Raw genomic sequence first — 17388 nt, forward strand, 5'->3', positions numbered from 1 at the left:
CCGGAAGAATGAGGAATCCAATTCGATCAACTGGCAGTTCACCAACGAAAAAGCCCGCATCAAACTCAAATCACTCTATCCAACAATTTGAATTTTACGAGACACTAGGGAGATGCCAGGTGCGCAGTAGTAAGCCAGGTCCGCCGGCAGGGCGGCCTGGCTCCATGAGAAGCGGTCGAGCCAATGGCGGGCGGCGAGGACGTCCGGGGAGTAGGGAGGCGCCCCGGCGAAGAGGAGGCAGCGCAGGCCGTCGGCGGTGGCGGCGGCGTAGGAGGTGAAGCGGGGCTTGCCCTGTTGGTCGGTGCCTGCGCGGCCTGCCTTGTTGCGCGTGGGATCGAGCGGCATTTGGAAGAAACCGCCGTCGTCGAAGGCTGGATTTCCGGTGCCGTGATTCTGACAGCTCCGGACGAAGGGGAGTGCGCGGACCATGGCGTCAAGATGGCCACCGGCGGCGCGGAGTCCGTCGATGGCGATGGCGGAGAGGTTGGTCTGCTGCATGGGAGCGGGGGATGCGGACGCCGCGACGGGAACCGGTGAGTAGCTCCAAGCGCCGCTTGGAGTCTGCAAGCTGAGCAGTCGTTTCACCGCCACCGGTTGCAGCGGAGCCAGAGCGGCGATGCGGGCGGCGGATTCCAACACGGCGGAAGCGATGTGGACGGGAAATGCATCGAACAGATCATCGCTGCCGCGGGCGAGGAGCCAGGAGACGGCTTTCCTTTTCGCGGCCGCGAGCGCGGGGTCATCGAAGCGGGCGAGGCTGCGAAGGACATGCGGAGTGAGCGCCCGCCCATCGCGGAAGGCTCCGTAGGTTTCCGCGCGCCACGGCCGTCGTCCGACTGGTGGCGGAGGAGGAATTGGAGCGCGAGGTCCGGGGAAGGTGACGCCGCCGAAACCTGCCGCGCGCCGAGTGGCGCGAGCAGCAGGAGACGGAGGAAATCGGCCCGCTTCACTTGTCGGTTGTTGCGGGTTTGGCGGCGACGGGTCCAACGGGCTGGATCGGGGCGCGGTCGCTCATCAGGACCATGAGGGCGGAGGCGATGGCGGAGGATTGGCGAATGTGATTGGCGAATGTGATTGGCGAATGTGATTGGCGAATGTGATTGGCGAATGTGATTGGCGAATGTGATTGGCGAATGTGATTGGCGAATGTGATTGGCGATTTTTGAATGGGGAGAGGAAGAGCCTCCGGCGGGGGAAGTGAAGAGGGCTCGCCCTGCCGGTTTCGGCTCGGGGCGGGAAATGTAATAACCGGAATTTCGAAACCGTAGTTGGAATCCTCGAAACCCACGCCGCTGGTGTTCTTCATTCATGGAGGAGGGTGGAAAGACAACGATAAGAACAAGGTGACCGGTGTGAAGGAATACCTCGCCGCCGGTGTTCCTCTATTACTCGGTCGTGCCGGAGATCGGGAAGAACCAGAAGGATCCGACCCACACCTCGACTTCGGCCTCAAGCTTCAGGAGAAGCTCAAGACGATTCCTGTCGAATGCCACCTGATGTATCCCGGTGCCACCGGCGTGCCCTATCCGGATCCGATCCGGTTCCTGATTGCGAAGCTCAAGGCGGAGAAACCCTGATTGGACTGAATGGGGGCATGGCTCCGGGATTGCCCTGTGGGATGCGAGAGGGGGAATCATCAATCGGGAATTCCTCTATCGGGGATGCGGTTTCCCTCAGGTGGACGCGTGCAGGGCGATGCCGAGCGCGAGGGTGGGAATCCGTTTCATGGCGGGTGGAAATGGGAGGCCGCGCCTGAGGCGGGGGCGTGCGCCTTGGCGGTTTCCATCCAACTTGCCAGCCGAGGGCTTGCGCAAGGTGTTTTTCGGCGGCGGGTCAGGGGAGGCTTGAAGTTTCGAGAAAAATGATGGATCACCGGGCCGTGCGACGTATGCACATTCACTCCCAATCGCCATGGCTAACGAAAAAATCTTCCAGATCTCCCGCCGCTCGTTCCTCCGGAAATGTTCCGCCACCGCCGCCGCCACGAGCCTGCCGCTCTGGTTTGTCGAACGCGAACTGGCCCGTGCCGAGCAGCCTGCCGCCAAAACCCTGTCGCCCAACGCCCGTCCGACCATCGCGCTGATCGGTTGCGGAGGCCAGGGCAGCGGCGATGCCAGGGACGCGATGCGCTTTGGCGACGTGGTGGCGGTGTGTGATGTGGATACAAGCCACACCGACCGTGCCGTGGCGCGGTTCACCAAGGATGGCAAGAAGCCGGACACCTTCAGCGACTTCCGCAAATTGCTGGAGCGCAAGGACATCGACTGCATCATCAACGGCACCCCGGACCACTGGCACAGCCTGATCAACATCGCCGCGGCCAAGGCCAAAAAGGACATCTACTCGGAGAAACCGCTCACTCTAACCATCGACGAGGGCCGCCACGTGGTCAAAGCCGTGCGCGACAACAAGGTGGTCCTGCAGACCGGCACCCAGCAGCGCAGCAGCCAACGCTTCCGGATGGCCTGCGAACTGGTCCGCAACGGCCGCATCGGCAAGCTCAAGGAGGTCACCGTCTGGCTGCCCGCCGGCCTGCGGCAGGGCCCGTTCGCCAGCGCTCCCGTCCCGGCCGGGCTGGACTGGGATTTCTGGCAGGGCCAGGCGGGAGCCGTGGATTACGTGCCGGAACGTTGTCACGTCTGGTTCCGCTACTGGTATGAATATTCAGGCGGCACCATGACCGACTGGGGCGCGCACCACATGGACATCGGCTATTGGGCCATCGGCCTGCCGGCACCCACCCGGATCGAAAGCAAGGCCTTGACCACGCCGATTCCGGGCGGCTACACGACTATCAGCGATTATGAAGTGAAGTTCACCTATTCTAACGGGATTGTGTTCAACGTCCGCTCCACCCCGGACGACAGCCCGTTCGGAGCCGCCGTCAACAAGGACGGACAGCGCAACGGCATCCGCTTCGAGGGCAGCGACGGCTGGATCTGGGTGAGCCGCGAGGATCTCAAGGCGAGCGACCGCGAGCTGCTCTCCAAACCTCTGGCCGATGATGCCGAGCACCTCTACTTCAGCAACGATCACAAGGGGAACTTCTTCGAGTGCATGAACACCCGCAAGGACCCGATCTGCGCTGTGGAAATCGGCCACCGCTCGGCCTCGGTCTGCCATCTGGGAGCGATCTCGCTGCGCACCGGGAAAAGCTTGGAATGGGATCCGGAGAAGGAAGTCTTCACCGGCGAGCACGCGGCGGAGGCGAATCCCTATATCGCTCGCGAGATGCGCAAGCCCTACGACTACGATTTCGTCGCCTGATTCCGTTGCAAAACAAACTCCCGCCATAGCCATGTTTGTCAGCATATTCAACGATGTCATCGGCCCCGTCATGCGCGGGCCATCGAGTTCCCATTGTGCCGCCGCGCTGCGGATCGGCCGAATGGCGCTAGACCTGATGGACGGGAGTTTCAAGCAGGTTCTGGTGGAGTTCGACCGCAACGGCTCACTGCCCACCACACACGACACCCAGGGCTCGGACATGGGGCTTTTCGGCGGTTTGATGGGCTGGGACGCGGCCGATCCGCGGCTGCCCGGCTCGCCGCAGGCCTTGCGCGATTCCGGCGTGAGCATCGCCATCGAGACGGTGGATGCCGGCGATCCTCATCCTAACACCTATCGGCTGACGCTTCACAGCGCGAAGGAAACCCACACCGTCCATGCCATTTCGACCGGTGGCGGGATGATTGAAGTCATCGAGCTCGATGGCTTCGGAGTTTCGATGTTCGGCGATTGTTTCGAGACGCTGTTATGGGTTCGGGGAAATGCGGACGAGGTGGTCGCGGCATTGGAAGCTTCTCTCCCGGATGCCGAGGTAATAGCTCACGACGCCGGTGGCAGGCATTTGGTCGAGGTCAAGGCTCCGCAATTCGTGAGTGACGGGATCATCGACGGTTTGAACGGCATTGAACGCGTCAAGCGGTTGGGCCCGGTGCTGCCGGTCCTGTCCCGCACGGACACCCAGGTGCCCTTCGGAACCTGTGAGGAGATGCTGGAACATGACGCCGGGCGGGACACCCCCTTGTGGCGGCTTGCGGTGCAATACGAAATGGCGCGCGGCGGCCTGAGCGAGGCGGAAGTCATCGCGAAGATGGTGGAGATCGTGCGCATCGTGCGGACCTCCATCGCGGAAGGCATCGCCGGCACGCACTACGAAGACCGCGTGCTCGGCCACCAGTGCGGCCGTTTTGATGAAATGATGCGCAGCGGCAGCCTGTTGGACGGCGGCGCGCTCAACCGGATCATTGTTTACGTCACCTCGTTGATGGAGGTGAAGAGCTCGATGGGCGTGATCGTCGCCGCGCCTACGGCCGGTGCCTGCGCGGCCTTGCCGGGCGCGGTGATCGCGATGGCGGAAAGCATGAATCTCGACGAGGAGGCGATGGCGAAGGCCCTGCTCGCCAGCGGACTGATCGGCGTTTTCATCGCCACCCGCTGGACCTTCGCCGCGGAGGTGGGCGGCTGTCAGGCCGAGGGTGGCTCCGCCGCCAGCATGGCCGCCGCGGCGCTGGTCACTCTGGCCGGCGGAACCCTTGCCCAATCGGTCGCCGCCGCTTCGATGGCCATGCAAAGCATGATCGGCCTGATCTGCGACCCGATCGCCAACCGCGTGGAGGCACCCTGCCTCGGCAAGAACGTGATGGCCGCCGCCAACGCCCTTTGCTGCGCGAACATGGCGCTCGCCGGTTACGACCAAGTCATCCCTCTCGACGAAGTGATAGAAACCGCGAAGCAGGTCGCCAAGCAGATGCCGCGGGAAGTCCGCTGCACCAATCTCGGCGGACTGTCCATCACCCCCACGGCGATCGCGCTGGAAGAGAAGCTCGCCGCCAAGCGCGCGGCTTCCTGTGGCAGCGGGTGCGGATGCGGCTGAGGTTCCGGCTGACTTGAAACAAAGCCGGTTTTTGGAACGGCGATCAAGTTGACGCGTCGGGGAGCGCGACTTACGCTGCGGCCTCTTCCATGAAAAAACGCAGTTTTCTCACCACTCTCCGCCCCGGCGGCATTCTCCGCTGGTCCACCGCCTGTATCCTTGCGGGCACTCTCAGCAGTTGCGACCGCGGGGTGAGCCATGTCATGAGCGAGGAGGATGCGGATGTCGCCGAAACGCAGTCGCAGATCGAGAAGCTGGACACGGAAAAGTCCAAGCTCGTCAACGGCGAGGTCTCGCACAATTTCCACATCCCGCGCGTCGGCTACTACCATGCGGGCGCGCAGAATTTCTACGAGCATCCCTACGGGTTTTCCAAAGACGGCCGCTATTTCATCAACGGTGCCTGGCAGGACGAAAATGTTCCGGAATACGTGACCGCAAGCCGGCCGACTCCGGACGCCTTGAAGCGGGTCGAGGCGGCCTTGGAGGAGGAGCAGAAAACCGCTTCCAATCCGTCGGGCGGACAACATCACCACGGCGGCGGCGGCTTCGGCATGGGCAACGCGTTGATGATGTATTGGCTGCTAGCCGGCAACCGCGGCATGTTCTCGCCCGGCAATGGATTCCGCCAGGCCGGCGGGCAGGTGGGAAACTGGCAGCGCGGCGTGGAAGACCAGCGCGGCGCGGTGAGCCGCTACGCCGCCGCCAATCCCGGCTATCAGCGGATGGTCGAGCAGAGCCGCGCCACCGGAGTCCCGATCAAGGCCGGCCAATCGGTGCGCGGCGGTTTCGGCTCGTCCTCGTCACGCAGCAGCGGCCGTTCATCCTTCGGGAGCTGATTTCCAACCGATGAAATCCAGCATCCGTCTTGAGACAAACGCCCCGCGCGCCGATTGGAAAGAGCGCGTCGAAGAGTCCGGCCTGATCTGGCACGGCGCGGGCGGCGAGTCGTATTGGACCGAGGACGAGCATCTCGTGCTCACCTTGAAAGCGGCGGAAACGCTGGAGGACGCCGCCAGCGAGTTGCACGCGCTTTGCTTGGAAGTCTGCGAGCAAATCGTCAAGCGCGGTTGGTGGGATCGCCTCGCCATTCCGGACGCGGTTGCAGGGCTGGTGCAGACCTCGTGGATGGCGTCGGATTTCTCTCTCTACGGCCGCTTCGACCTCGCCTGGGACGGCACGGGCCAGCCGAAACTCCTCGAATACAACGCCGACACGCCGACCTCGCTGCTGGAAGCGGCGGTCATCCAGTGGCAGTGGCTGGAAGCGGTTTTCCCGGAAAGCGACCAGCTCAATTCGATCCACGAGGCGCTCGTCGCGCGCTGGAAATCGATCCCGGAAGCGAAGGTGCATTTCGCCTGCGCGTGGGAGAACCTCGAGGACCGCCAGACCATCGCCTACCTCGCGGAGACGGCCGAGCAGGCGGGGAAATCCGTCGGGCTGATGGACATGTCGGAGATCGGGTTTGCCGAAGGCGGCTATTTCACCGGCCCCGACGAGCAACCCGTCGAGAAGCTCTTCAAACTCTATCCGTGGGAGTGGATGGTCGAGGAGCCGTTCTTCGCGGAGATCGGCCAGGAGCGGTCCCGTTTCATCGAGCCCGCGTGGAAGATGATGCTGTCGAACAAAGGCCTGCTGCCGATTTTATGGGAGCTCAATCCCGGCCACCCGCTGCTGCTGCCGGCCTATCTGTCGCGGGAAGCGCTTTGTTCCCAAGGCGTCTCGCACTGGGTGGAAAAGCCGTTCTTCGGCCGCGAAGGCGCGGGCGTTTCCCTGATGGACCGGGGGAATCCGCTCGCCACCGGAGCCGCCGGCCACCACGGCGAACCCATTGTCTATCAGAAGGCCTCGAATCTGTTTTCCGCCAGACAGCAGCATTTCGTCTGGGGCCTGTGGATGATCGGCGACGAGTGTCGCGGCCTCTCCGCGCGCGGCGACCGCTCGCCGATCACCGGCAACCTCAGCCGCTTTTTCCCGCACCGGATCGAGAGCTGAGCCGAGGCAGCGGTTTCCACCTGCCTCGCCGACTCCATCCTCCGCCTCACCCATCTCGACTTCAACCGCCGACGGGCCGGCCAATAACTGGAGAATGTCGCCTTGACCGATATTTAAAATGAGACTACCAATCGTCTCATATGAAATCCACATCACCAGAACCCAGGTTCAAAGCTCCAGTCAAGCGGGTGGCATCCGTCAAACCGAGCGGCAAGGTGGTGCAATCCTGCATCCACGGCCCATCCGGAAAGTCCTTAGCCTCACCGCCCACCGCTTCCATGCTCATCGAGGCGCTGAAGACGGGCTTTGTCATCGAGGAACTGGAGATTCTCCGCGCCAGTCTCGGCCTGCCCATGGACCGACTCGCTCCCATGCTCGGCATCTCGAAAGCCACCCTTCACCGCCGCAAGGCGACCGGGCGGCTCGATCCCGCCGAGTCCGACCGTGTCCTGCGTTTCGCCCGGCTGATGGGAAAAGCCATCGAAGTTCTCGAAACCGAAGAAAACGCCCGTTCCTGGCTGACCGCGTCCCAGTATGGTCTGGGAGGAGCGGTGCCCTTGGAATATGCCGGCACCGAAGTAGGAGCCCGCGAGGTCGAGGATCTCCTCGGCCGCATCGCCTACGGAGTCTTTTCGTGATGAGGCGGGCCTATCGCATCGTCCGGGAGAAATTCGCCGCCACCGCCTTCACCGGCGAAGGCGCGGCCCTCACCGGCGGCCGTTGGAACTCGCCGGGAACCCACGTCGTTTACACCAGCGCCACCGCCTCACTCGCCGCGCTCGAAACGCTGGTCCACCTCAACCCGGCCATGCCCTTCAACTACCTCCTCATCCCCATCGAATTCGACGAGCGCCTGATCGAAAAAATTCAACTCGCCAGCCTTCCCGGCGATTGGCGGGAAGAACCACCGCCACCCTCCATCAAACGCCTCGGCGATGCCTGGGCAAAATCAGCCCGCTCCGCCATCCTCGAACTCCCCAGCGTCATCATCCCCGGCGAGACAAACTACCTGCTCAACACCTCCCACCCGGATTTCAAATCCATCACCCTCGGCAAACCGGAGGCTTTTTCCTTCGACCACCGGCTGATTCCGTGAAGCCGAGCGGAAAATCTTGGAATGCAAAACGCAGTGGATGTGAACCTTGATACTGACCCATTTATTGACTCTACCGAGGAACTTTTCGAGAGCTGGAATGCGGAAAACAACCCATAACCGCGTCATGGTGACGCACTTTTGAGGTCTTCAACCCCAAGTTTGAGGTTCCGGACCCCAAACTTGGGGTTCCGGACTCCAAACATGAGGTTTCGGACTCCAAGCTTGAGGCTCTGGACTCCAAACTTGAGGCTCCAGACTCCAAACATGAGGCTCTGAACTCCAAACATGGGATTCCGGACTCCATCCATGGAATTCCGGACCCCGCCGGAGAAATCTCCGGGTCAAAAGGAAGCCTGCGAAACCCACCTCGCCGCATCGGCGGTGGGCCGCGTCATTTCCGCAACATGAGTGATCAAGCATCGGTGATGGTAACCGATGGTTTGGAAAACGAACAGCTAACCCAATCTGTCCGCGAATCGCGATTTGCGGTTCAGCCATCATGGAAATCAAGCATCGGCTATCATCGCCGCAATCCGTTGGCTGGACTGCTGTTCGGGAAACCCAACCGAGATTCCTCTCGCCAAATCCGGCTGATATCGCCCACCCTCCGACGGATCGAATAACAAAATTCTGCAATAAAAAAGATGAATACAATCCCAGCCCTCATAAGCACATTTGCTCTATTGCTACTGACGATGCCAGCATATGCACGTGGGAAGGCGATCGTATCGTATGACCAGCTAGTTGCAAAATCGGACCTGGTCGCAATTATTGAACCTATCGTGAATGAATCTGCCAAAGATCCCTATGCCGGATTTCTTTACGGATTCGCACAAAAGGATTTCATTGCCACCAATACCAAGCTTCGGGTCCATGCATACCTAAAGGGTGGCGATGCTACTAAAAAAGAGATTACGGTCCTCCATTTCTCTTATTCGAAGGATGTAGGGGGGCGTGCAAATGGCGCCAGCTTCATCACCTTCGTGACAGGTCCACTACAGTATGAAAAAAGAGTAATTAAAGATGATAAGCCTGTAGGGGGAATAACCGTCTATAGAGAGAAACCAATCTGGCTAGCTTTTTTGAAGAAGCGTAGCGACGGGAGATTCGATCCAATTTCAGATCCTTATGATTCGGCAGATTCTTTTAGAGAGATTCACGGTTCGTCATTCTATGTAACACCCTAAAAGAAATAGCAGAACAAATCGAGACACAGCAACCCTTATCAGCCGCCCTGTTTGCATGATCTTCCGTAGTTTTAACCTCAACCCCGTGATCGACGTTCGCTCCCGCTGATAGGCTTGCGTGCTCTTTGACGCTCGCTCGCTAGAAACTACTGATGTATCTGCGCTTCCAGACCATGATCCCTGATCCCCAGCCTGGCCGTCCGACCGTGAATGGGGTCCGCTCTCTCTATTTAACAATAATGTGAATCCGTGAGCATTGACTCCCTTCACTCCATCCGCCGGATGCCGAGGGGGTTGGCGTCCTGGAGTTCGGCGGGCAGGGCGGCATCCGGGAAGCTTTGCCAGGCGACGGCTCGGCAGAAGCGGAAGATGGCCATGGTGCCGACGGAGGTGCTGCGTCCGTCGGAGGTCGCCGGGAACGGGCCGCCGTGGACCATGCTGTTGCAGACCTCGACGCCGGTGGGGAAGCCGTTGGAGATGAGGCGGCCGGCGCGCTGCTGGAGGGCGTGGACCAGACTCGCGTGAGTGGCGAGTTCCGCTTCGCTGGCGAAGATGCTGGCGGTGAGCTGGCCTTCGAGCTTGGGGATGGCGGCTTCGATTTCGCCAATCGATCCGCGCACGATGAGGGTGGCGGGGCCGAACATTTCGCCTTGCAGGGATTCGTTTTTCAGGAAGTCGCCGATGGAGACGACGAACACCGCAGGCGCGCCCTGGCCGGGGCCGGCTTCGTTGGCGGAGCGGGCGAGGGTGGTCACGCCGCTTGCATTGGCGAAGGCGGCGGTGGAATCGGCAAAGGACTGGCAGATCGACGCGTTGAGCATCATGCCCGGCGTGCCGGCTTCGACGAGCGACTTGAGTTTTGCGAGAAACGCATCGCCCTTGTCGTCGGGCAGGAAGACCAGGCCCGGATTGGTGCAGAATTGGCCGACGCCGAGGGTGAGTGAGCCGAAGAAGGCTTCCGCCAGGGCTTCCTCGCCCCGCGCGAGCGCGCCGGGCAGGATGACGACCGGGTTGACCGAGCTCATTTCCGCGTAAACCGGGATCGGCTGCGGACGACTGTTGGCTGTAGCCATCAGCGCGGTGCCGCCGGATCGCGAACCGGTGAAGCCGACGGCCTGGGTGACCGGGTGTTTGACGACCGCCTGGCCGACCTTGCGACCGCCGCCGTAAAGCACCGAGAAGACGCCCTCGGGCATGCCGGTCGCCTGGGCGGCGCGAATCACGGCGTTTGCCACGATTTCGGCGACGCCGGGATGCGACGCGTGGGCGACGACTACCACCGGACAACCGGCGGCAAGGGCGGAAGCGGTGTCGCCGCCAGCCACCGAGAAGGCGAGCGGGAAATTGCTGGCGCAGAACACGGCCACCGGGCCTAACGGTCGCAGCATCGAGCGCAGGTCCACTTTCGGGATCGGCTTGCGGTCGGGATCGGCGCGTTCGATGCGGGCATCGACCCACGAGCCTTCCCCGATCTGGCTGGCGAACATGCGGAGCTGGCCGGTGGTGCGGCCGGTTTCGCCGCGGAGGCGGGCTTCGGGCAGCGCGGTTTCCAGCTGGCCGCGTTCGACGAGATCTTCCACCACTCCTTCGATTTCCGTGGCGATGGCGCGGAGGAATCCGGCGCGGGCTTTTCCTGACAGGCTGGAGTAAACCGGGAAGGCTGCGGCGGCGAGGGCCATGGCGCGCTCCACTTCCTCCGGCGTGGCGGAGCGGTAGGCGGGTTCTAACGAATTTCCTGTTCCGGGTTGGATGCCGGTGCCGCAGGTTTCGGTACCGGTGGAGCGGGAGTAGCCGATGAAGGAGGTGCCGAGGAGTGGAGTGATCATGGGAGTGTTGAAGAGAAGAAGAGAGCAGGGGGCGAGACGCCCCCTGCACGGTCTGGAGCAGGGATGCTCCAACCACGGTCAGAGTGCCGGCGCGGTGGCGAGGGCTTTTTCGATGATGGCGGTGGCTTCGGCGAGCTCGGCGCCGACGAGTTGAAGGCGCGGCGGGCGGACGCGGTTGTTGCCGAGTTTGCCGCCGGTGGCGAGGTTCTGCTGGAGCTTGATGAGCTGCACGAACTTAACGACGGTGTCCATGCGCAGCATCGGCAGCATCCAGTGATAGATCGGCATCGCCTCCTCGATGCGGCCGGTGGTGCCGAGTTCGAAGAGTTTCACGTTATAGGCCGGGAAGGCGTCGCCGACGCCGGTGATCCAGAATTCCGCGCCCATGGCGAAGGCTTCGAGGGCGCAGTCGTCCACGCCGATGCCAAGGGCGAGGCGCTTGCCCATGAGCTCGCGGATGCCGGCGATGCGACGGGCGTCGGTGGAGGATTCCTTCACGGCGGCGGCGTTGGGAAGCTCGTCGGCGAGTTCCTTCAACTGCGCGGGAGTGAAGTCGGTTTTGTAGGCGACGGGGTTGTTATAAATCACGCAGGGCAGATCGGTGGCGGAGATGACGGCGGTCATGTGGGCCTTCATTTCGCGCCAGTCGGACGAGTAGAGGTAGGGCGGCAGCACCATCAGGCCGCGGCAGCCGTTGTCCTTGGCGGCCTTGGCGAGATCGACGCATTCCTTGGTGGAAAGCGCGGCGATGCCGGGAATGATCGGGGTCCCGGGCACGGCGGCGACGTAGGTTTTCTGCAACGCGACTTTCTCGGCGAAAGAGAGCGTGGCGCCCTCGCCCAGCGAGCCGTGGACGACGATGGCGCTGCAGCCGTGCTCGATGAGCCATTGGCCGTGCTCGGCCATCAGGGCGTGGTCGATGCTGAGGTCGGCGTTGAACTGGGTCAGTGTGGCGGGCATGACGCCCTTCCATTGGATACTCATGGTGGTGGTTGTGTTGGTTAGGATATGGTTGAAAACGAATGTGGCATCAATTGTTGGAGGAAGCCGGCTTTTGCTGCGTGAGCGCGAAAACCAACATCATGCAGAAGAACAAGGTGTTGAGAAGAAGGCCGACCGAGAAATGCCAAATGGTGGCGACCACCAGGATCACGGACAAGGGAATAAGAAACGCCTTCACCCAAAAGCCTCCCCGCGTGTTGAAGGAATGGTTGGGATCCTTTTCCGAAGCGGAAATGACGTGGTTGTAGAGGAACAACGCGCACAACGAACCGAGGCCGATCGCGCCGAAAAGATACCAGAGCGAGTAGGGTTCGTAGGTGTCCCAGAGCACCTGCTTGGCCTGGAATGCGTCCATGCCCATTTTTTCATGGAAGAATGCCAGCAGGTCGCCTTTCGGAATCGCAGCCACTTGCGCCTTGTCCACGTGCAGTTGGTCCACCAGGTAGCGGCGGGCGAGGACCACCTTGTCGCAGTTGTTCTCGTAGTAGTGGCCGGCGATGATGGAGCCGATCGACGCGCCGATGCCGACGGTGAAGTTCGAGTAGCCCATGTACTGGCCTTTTTTGCCTTCCGGTGCGATGCGGGAAAGATAGCCAAGGTTGCTAGGCGCGGCGGTCATCTCACCGACGGAATAGATCCCGATGCAGAAGAGGATCCACCAGCCGCTCATTGATCCGGTCAGGCAGAAGATCGCGATGATGGTGAAGATGATGCCCGTAATGATGCCGGAGAGCGGTCGGAACTTGCCGGTGAAGTAGCCCGCGACGAAGGCGAAGATGCTGATGAGAAGGGAGTTGAAATTGAGCATCCACTCCTGGGTGAGGTTGCCATCGTGAACGGTGGGCACGCCATTGCCAAAAATGCTCTTGAGGAAATTCGCGGCGTCACGCGAGTCCACCCAATCGTCGATGAAGTTCGGCAGGATGTCGAAGAACTGCTGGTTCATCAGCCAGAACCCGCAAAAGGCGATCGTATAGAAAAACAGCCGCGGGTCGAGCAGGCCGCGCACGGAATCCAACAGCATCCGGCCAGGCCCGGGTAGCACGACGCCTTCGGCGTGTTTGTGAGCGGGTTCCTCGAAAAAGAAGAGCGGAATGAAGTTCAGCGCGATGGCTGCGGAGCAGGCGAGGAAGACGTACTCGTAATCGAGAACGCGCAGGTATCCCGCCAGCAGCGGGCCGACGAAGCCGCCGACGTTGACCATTTGATAGAAGAGCCCCCAGCCCAGCGAGTAGGTGTCCTTGGTCACCCGGTTGGCGATGAGCCCCTGCACGCCCGGTTTGAAAATGGCCGTGCCCAAGGCGAGGAACAAGAGACCGAGGGTGAAAATCTCATATGCGTGATCCGCTTTCAGCGCGCGGGCCTCGGCCAGCGGCATGCCGGCTAACATCTCCGCAAGCGGAAGCGTGTAGCCCATGATGAGATAACCGATGATCTTGAGGACCGTGGACGCCGCGATGTTGAGCTTGTAGCCGTAGCGGTCCGCGAAACCGCCGGAGAGGATGGGCACGAACGACTGGATCACGAGGGCGAAGGCGAAGATGTTCCCCTTCTGGATTTGGGTGAGTTCCGGGCCGCCCTTGCCGAGAGAATCCACCATGAACACGGGCAGCATCACCCGCACGCCGTAGTAGGCGAAGCGCTCGATCAGTTCCATCCAGTTGCACCACCAGTAGGTGCCGTCGAAGGACTTGAGCTGGGTCATGAACGGCATGGGAGACGTGCCGGAGGATGAATCGGATTCTGGTTTCATGGGGCGGGAAAATCAGGAGTTTTGGATTTGATAGATACGCGCCGCGTTGCCGCCCCAGAAAGCGGCTTGTTCGGCGGAACTCAGATTTTTCGTCAGATCGGCGCAAACGCGCGTCCATTCGGCGTGGCTGGAGCGGAGCAGGCAGACCGGCCAGTCGGAGCCGAACATCACGCGTTGCGGGCCGAAGGCTTCATACACCGTCTCGAAGTAGGGGCGCAGCAGTTCAAGGTCCCATGTCTCTCCGCGGACTTCGGTGAGCATTCCGGAGACCTTGCAGGAGACGTTTTCCCGCTTGGCCAGCTCGCGGATGCCGCTGGCCCACTGGGTGTCGAAATTTCCCGCCGCGATGCGCGGCTTGGCGATGTGATCGACGACGAACGGCTGGTTGGGATGGCGATCCACGAACTGGATCGTCTGCGGCAGGTGCTTCCAGAAAATCAGGATGTCATAGACGAGTTCGTATTTCGCGAGGTTGCGGATGCCTTCGTTGAAATCGGGGCGTAGGATGAAATCATCGTCCGGCTCGTCGTGCACCACGTGGCGGACACCGGCGAGTTTCGGGTGGGCGGCGTAGCGTTCGAGGAATGGCTCGCCGCCGTTCTCGCACAGGGGCACCCAGCCGACCACCGCCTTGATGCGCGGGTTGGCATCGGCAATGCCTAACATGAAATCCGTTTCCCCGATCATCTGGCGCGCCTGGACGGCGACGCTGCCATCGATGCCGGATTCGTCGAGCGCGGCGTTCAGGTCGGCGGAAAGGAAGTCGCGGCGGATGACCGCGTGCGCCTCGCTCATCCAGACGTAGTCGGTGTCGTTGATCTCCCAAAGGTGGTGGTGGCTGTCGATTTTCATGCTTTAAATCAGTCCACCTTGCCCCACACCCGTTCCATCTCGGCGTAGCAGGCCGGGTCGTGCTGGCTGAGTTCGGCGCGGACGAAGGGATAGAAGTCGTTGTGGTAGAGATAGGCTTCGGTGGCCTCGGCGAAGTATTCCTTGTGGTTGGTGGTGGCGTAGTGCTTCACGGTCTCGCCGGTGTAGAGCAACGATTTCGCGTAGATGCTTTTTTTCATCGCGTCATCATAGACTTTGATGATCGCCGGATCTTCGAAGCCGAGCACCTGGTCGTGATAGGCGTGAGCGAGTTCGTGGAGGATGACGGCGGGATGCTTGAGCATCTGCTGGCGGGAAAGGAGTTCGGCGGCACGGGGGATGTGGACTTTTTTCACCAGCCGGGGGTCATAGCCATGTTCGGTGATCCAATCGAGGTCGGGATGATACTGCATGTTGCCCAGCTCCGGATGCGAGTGCTCGATGAAGATTTCCATCTTGCGCAGTTCGGCGAGTTGTTTTTCCGGCATGAGGACGGTGAGGCGTTCCAGATGGTTTGCGAGCATGCTGAGCGAGCGTGTGCCGAGTTCCTTGTATTCGCCGTTCACGAGCCGGGCATCGGCGAGGACCGTCCAGCCTTGGAGGTCGAGTTTCACGGTTTCCACCCAGCCGACCTTTGCGGGTCTTGATTTTTCGGTTTCCGCGCCGGCCGCGAAGAGCCCGGCGAGCAGAAGGCAGGGCAGGGCGAGTTGTTTGATCATGGCGGCGAGGGATACGCGGGTTATTGGTCCAATTTCTCAACTCCGGCGTCATAGTCCCATTGTTGGTTCATGACGGGGGCGAGGATTTTTCGCACTTCGGCGAGCAGCGAAGCGTCGTAAGGTTCGTCATACCAGGTGAGATTGCGCTGCAACGAGCCGGTGCGGGCGGTGCTAAACATGGTGGTGTGGAACGGGCTTTGCTGGCAGGAAAACTGGAAAGCCAGCTTGGCGATGGAACTGCCCTGGCGTTCGCAAAACGCGGCGGCTTCGGCGAAGAGGGCGCGCTCGACGGCGTTGGCGGGATGCCAGTCGGCGACCTTGCCGCCGGTGAGCAATCCGCTGGCGAAAGGCGAGGCATTGATCATGCCGATGTTTTTCGCGCGGCAAGGCTCGACGAGTTCGAGCCCGCGGGTGTCGTTGAGGCAGTAATGGTTGTGGGTGAGGATCGCATCGACCGGAGCCTCGGCGATGACGCGCTGCCACAGGTGGAGCGGATAGATGCCTGCGCTCACCGCGCCGATGTGGCCCTCCTGCTTGAGGGCGACGAGTGTGGGAAAGCCTTCGGCAAAGGCGCTCTCGGTTTGCGCGCCGCCTTGGTATTCGAAGTCGTGGAGGTGGACGATGTCGATGTAATCGACACCGAGGCGCTGTTTGCTTTCCTCAAGTCCGGCACGAATGCGGGATGACGAGTAATCCAGCAAGTCCTCACCGTAGCTGCCGGGCGTGGTGTACTTGCCGGCCTTGGTGGAGAGAAAATAGCGGTCGCGTGAAATGCCTTTGAGCGCCTTGCCCAACACGGTTTCCGCCACGGTGCCGCCATAAGCGGGGGCGACGTCGAAGTAGTTGATCCCGGCGTCGAGCGCGGCGTGCACGGCGCGGATGCCGTCGGCTTCGTCGATGTCGCGGAACACGCCGCCGAGCGCGGAGGCTCCGAAGCTGAGGCGGGAGACGTTGAGTCCGGTTTTGCCGAGTGTTGTATAGTCCATGGCGGGGATCAGGCTGGGTTGGAGATCTGCATTTTCAGGACGTTCTCTCCGGAGCCGGCTTCGACGATCGCTTCGGCTAGATTTTCGAACGGGTGGATTTTGGTAATCAGCGGGCGCGGGTCGATGCGGCCGGAAACGACCATCTCGATGACGCGCTCGAAGACGTTGGCAAAGCGCCACGAGCCGACGTATTGCAGCTCGCGGGTGAGCAGGGCGTTGGCGGGAATGGCCGTGCCGTCGGGCAGCGTGCCGACCTGCACGACGGTGGCGCCGGGTGCGCTCAGGCGGATCGCCTGGTCGAGTGCCGCGCCGACGCCCGCCGCTTCGAAAACCACCTCGAATCCGCCGGGGGAGAGTTTGGCGGCATCTTCGGCCATGGTTGGGCTGGTGGGATCGAGCGTGCCGGTCGCGCCATGTTCCTCGGCGAAGTTCCGGGCAAAGGGCTTGATGTCGGAAACGATCACCTTGCTGGCGCCGAAGGCCACGGCGACGAGTAGAATCATCTGGCCGATGGTGCCGCCACCGGTGATGAGCACGGATTTTCCGCCCACGCCGCCGCTGCGTTGCACCGCGTGCATGGCGACGCTCATCGGCTCTAACAGCGCTCCCCATGCGTATTCAAAGCCATCCGGCAGCGGCCAGCAGTTCTGCGCGGGCGCGGTGACGTATTCCGCATAACAGCCGTTGCTCGGCGGCGTCACGCTGGCGGAGCCGAAATAGACCATCTTGGGGCAAAGGTTGTAGCGGCCCTGGCGGCATTGTTTGCAGCGGCCGCAGGCGCGCGACGGATCGACGGCGACGCGCGTGCCGATGGCCGGGCTGGTGACGCCCTCGCCGTGGGCGACGATTTCACCGGCGAACTCGTGGCCGAGGATGAACGGCCGGGTGGGGATGAAGTTGCCGCATTTGCCGTGGGCGAAGTAGTGGAGGTCGCTGCCGCAAATGCCGGCTGCGCGCACGGCGACCAGCACTTCGCCCGGGCCGGGAGCAGGGCGGGGGACTTGTTCCTTGCGGATGTCCTGCGCGCCGTGGAGCACGAAGGCGGTCATGGTGAAGTTGTCGCCTGTCATTTTCT

General features: G+C 61.8%; 17 protein-coding genes. 8 read left to right on the forward strand and 9 right to left on the reverse strand.

Annotated elements, in window-relative coordinates; translation table 11 throughout:
* Window positions 1–75 precede the first annotated feature (75 nt).
* The gene (locus AC4DF4_RS06535) at window positions 76–639 is read right to left on the reverse strand and encodes a prenyltransferase/squalene oxidase repeat-containing protein (RefSeq protein ID WP_490047308.1); all 564 of its coding nucleotides are present in this window, start codon (window positions 637–639) and stop codon (window positions 76–78) included.
* A gap of 629 nt (window positions 640–1268) precedes the next feature.
* Here AC4DF4_RS06535 and AC4DF4_RS06540 point away from each other — a divergent pair.
* Window positions 1269–1577, forward strand: a complete 309-nt coding sequence (locus tag AC4DF4_RS06540) for a hypothetical protein (protein ID WP_490047309.1) — start codon at window positions 1269–1271, stop codon at window positions 1575–1577.
* A gap of 96 nt (window positions 1578–1673) precedes the next feature.
* Here AC4DF4_RS06540 and AC4DF4_RS06545 read toward each other — a convergent pair whose 3' ends face one another.
* Complete coding sequence (locus AC4DF4_RS06545) at window positions 1674–1814, reverse strand: hypothetical protein (RefSeq protein ID WP_490047310.1); 141 nt, start codon at window positions 1812–1814, stop codon at window positions 1674–1676.
* 97 nt (window positions 1815–1911) lie between these two features.
* Between AC4DF4_RS06545 and AC4DF4_RS06550 the strand changes: the two genes are divergently transcribed.
* The 7 genes from AC4DF4_RS06550 (at window position 1912) to AC4DF4_RS06580 (ending at window position 9157) form a co-directional block, all read left to right on the forward strand.
* A complete protein-coding gene (locus AC4DF4_RS06550; RefSeq protein WP_490047311.1) occupies window positions 1912–3267 on the forward strand; it encodes a Gfo/Idh/MocA family protein in 1356 nt (451 codons plus the stop codon).
* 31 nt (window positions 3268–3298) lie between these two features.
* Entirely contained in the window at window positions 3299–4879 is a 1581-nt protein-coding gene (locus AC4DF4_RS06555) for an L-serine ammonia-lyase, iron-sulfur-dependent, subunit alpha (protein ID WP_490047312.1), read from the forward strand.
* An 89-nt stretch (window positions 4880–4968) separates the two neighbouring features.
* Window positions 4969–5718 (forward strand): hypothetical protein, encoded by a 750-nt coding sequence (locus tag AC4DF4_RS06560; RefSeq protein WP_490047313.1) that lies wholly within the window; start codon window positions 4969–4971, stop codon window positions 5716–5718.
* A 10-nt stretch (window positions 5719–5728) separates the two neighbouring features.
* On the forward strand, window positions 5729–6874 hold the full coding sequence (locus tag AC4DF4_RS06565; RefSeq protein WP_490047314.1) for a glutathionylspermidine synthase family protein: 1146 nt from the start codon (window positions 5729–5731) through the stop codon (window positions 6872–6874).
* Window positions 6875–7062: 188 nt separating this feature from the next.
* Window positions 7063–7512: an Xre family toxin-antitoxin system antitoxin gene (locus AC4DF4_RS06570; protein WP_490047315.1), complete on the forward strand. Its 450-nt coding sequence runs from the start codon at window positions 7063–7065 to the stop codon at window positions 7510–7512.
* The gene (locus AC4DF4_RS06575) at window positions 7512–7970 is read left to right on the forward strand and encodes an RES family NAD+ phosphorylase (RefSeq protein ID WP_490047316.1); all 459 of its coding nucleotides are present in this window, start codon (window positions 7512–7514) and stop codon (window positions 7968–7970) included. The genes AC4DF4_RS06570 and AC4DF4_RS06575 overlap by 1 nt, the downstream gene beginning before the upstream one ends.
* Window positions 7971–8614: 644 nt before the next feature.
* Window positions 8615–9157: a hypothetical protein gene (locus AC4DF4_RS06580; protein WP_490047317.1), complete on the forward strand. Its 543-nt coding sequence runs from the start codon at window positions 8615–8617 to the stop codon at window positions 9155–9157.
* A 266-nt stretch (window positions 9158–9423) separates the two neighbouring features.
* On the opposite strand, the gene AC4DF4_RS06585 is transcribed toward AC4DF4_RS06580, so the two are convergent.
* The 7 genes from AC4DF4_RS06585 to AC4DF4_RS06615 form a co-directional block, all read right to left on the reverse strand.
* Window positions 9424–10983: an aldehyde dehydrogenase (NADP(+)) gene (locus AC4DF4_RS06585; RefSeq protein ID WP_490047318.1), complete on the reverse strand. Its 1560-nt coding sequence runs from the start codon at window positions 10981–10983 to the stop codon at window positions 9424–9426.
* Between the two features lie 78 nt (window positions 10984–11061).
* On the reverse strand, window positions 11062–11967 hold the full coding sequence (locus AC4DF4_RS06590) for a dihydrodipicolinate synthase family protein (protein WP_490047319.1): 906 nt from the start codon (window positions 11965–11967) through the stop codon (window positions 11062–11064).
* A 46-nt stretch (window positions 11968–12013) separates the two neighbouring features.
* Window positions 12014–13738 carry an MFS transporter gene (locus tag AC4DF4_RS06595; protein ID WP_490047320.1) on the reverse strand — a complete coding sequence of 575 codons (1725 nt, stop codon included), beginning with the start codon at window positions 13736–13738 and terminating at the stop codon, window positions 12014–12016.
* Window positions 13739–13750: 12 nt separating this feature from the next.
* Complete coding sequence (locus tag AC4DF4_RS06600) at window positions 13751–14590, reverse strand: amidohydrolase family protein (protein ID WP_490047321.1); 840 nt, start codon at window positions 14588–14590, stop codon at window positions 13751–13753.
* 8 nt (window positions 14591–14598) lie between these two features.
* Window positions 14599–15327 carry a metallopeptidase gene (locus AC4DF4_RS06605; protein WP_490047322.1) on the reverse strand — a complete coding sequence of 243 codons (729 nt, stop codon included), beginning with the start codon at window positions 15325–15327 and terminating at the stop codon, window positions 14599–14601.
* 20 nt (window positions 15328–15347) lie between these two features.
* Window positions 15348–16313, reverse strand: coding sequence for an aldo/keto reductase (locus AC4DF4_RS06610; RefSeq protein ID WP_490047323.1), 966 nt, complete (start codon window positions 16311–16313; stop codon window positions 15348–15350).
* Window positions 16314–16321: 8 nt separating this feature from the next.
* Window positions 16322–17383 carry an NAD(P)-dependent alcohol dehydrogenase gene (locus AC4DF4_RS06615; protein ID WP_490047324.1) on the reverse strand — a complete coding sequence of 354 codons (1062 nt, stop codon included), beginning with the start codon at window positions 17381–17383 and terminating at the stop codon, window positions 16322–16324.
* Window positions 17384–17388 lie beyond the last annotated feature (5 nt).

The organism is Luteolibacter sp., assembly GCF_058122085.1.

Bases quoted from the DNA above. Each gene is read 5' to 3' on its own strand.
- AC4DF4_RS06550 (WP_490047311.1), top strand. From the start codon at position 1,912: ATGGCTAACGAAAAAATCTTCCAGATCTCCCGCCGCTCGTTCCTCCGG.
- AC4DF4_RS06555 (WP_490047312.1), top strand. From the start codon at position 3,299: ATGTTTGTCAGCATATTCAACGATGTCATCGGCCCCGTCATGCGCGGG.
- AC4DF4_RS06560 (WP_490047313.1), top strand. From the start codon at position 4,969: ATGAAAAAACGCAGTTTTCTCACCACTCTCCGCCCCGGCGGCATTCTC.
- AC4DF4_RS06565 (WP_490047314.1), top strand. From the start codon at position 5,729: ATGAAATCCAGCATCCGTCTTGAGACAAACGCCCCGCGCGCCGATTGG.
- AC4DF4_RS06575 (WP_490047316.1), top strand. From the start codon at position 7,512: ATGAGGCGGGCCTATCGCATCGTCCGGGAGAAATTCGCCGCCACCGCC.
- AC4DF4_RS06580 (WP_490047317.1), top strand. From the start codon at position 8,615: ATGAATACAATCCCAGCCCTCATAAGCACATTTGCTCTATTGCTACTG.
- AC4DF4_RS06585 (WP_490047318.1), bottom strand. From the start codon at position 10,983: ATGATCACTCCACTCCTCGGCACCTCCTTCATCGGCTACTCCCGCTCC.
- AC4DF4_RS06590 (WP_490047319.1), bottom strand. From the start codon at position 11,967: ATGAGTATCCAATGGAAGGGCGTCATGCCCGCCACACTGACCCAGTTC.
- AC4DF4_RS06595 (WP_490047320.1), bottom strand. From the start codon at position 13,738: ATGAAACCAGAATCCGATTCATCCTCCGGCACGTCTCCCATGCCGTTC.
- AC4DF4_RS06600 (WP_490047321.1), bottom strand. From the start codon at position 14,590: ATGAAAATCGACAGCCACCACCACCTTTGGGAGATCAACGACACCGAC.
- AC4DF4_RS06605 (WP_490047322.1), bottom strand. From the start codon at position 15,327: ATGATCAAACAACTCGCCCTGCCCTGCCTTCTGCTCGCCGGGCTCTTC.
- AC4DF4_RS06610 (WP_490047323.1), bottom strand. From the start codon at position 16,313: ATGGACTATACAACACTCGGCAAAACCGGACTCAACGTCTCCCGCCTC.
- AC4DF4_RS06615 (WP_490047324.1), bottom strand. From the start codon at position 17,383: ATGACAGGCGACAACTTCACCATGACCGCCTTCGTGCTCCACGGCGCG.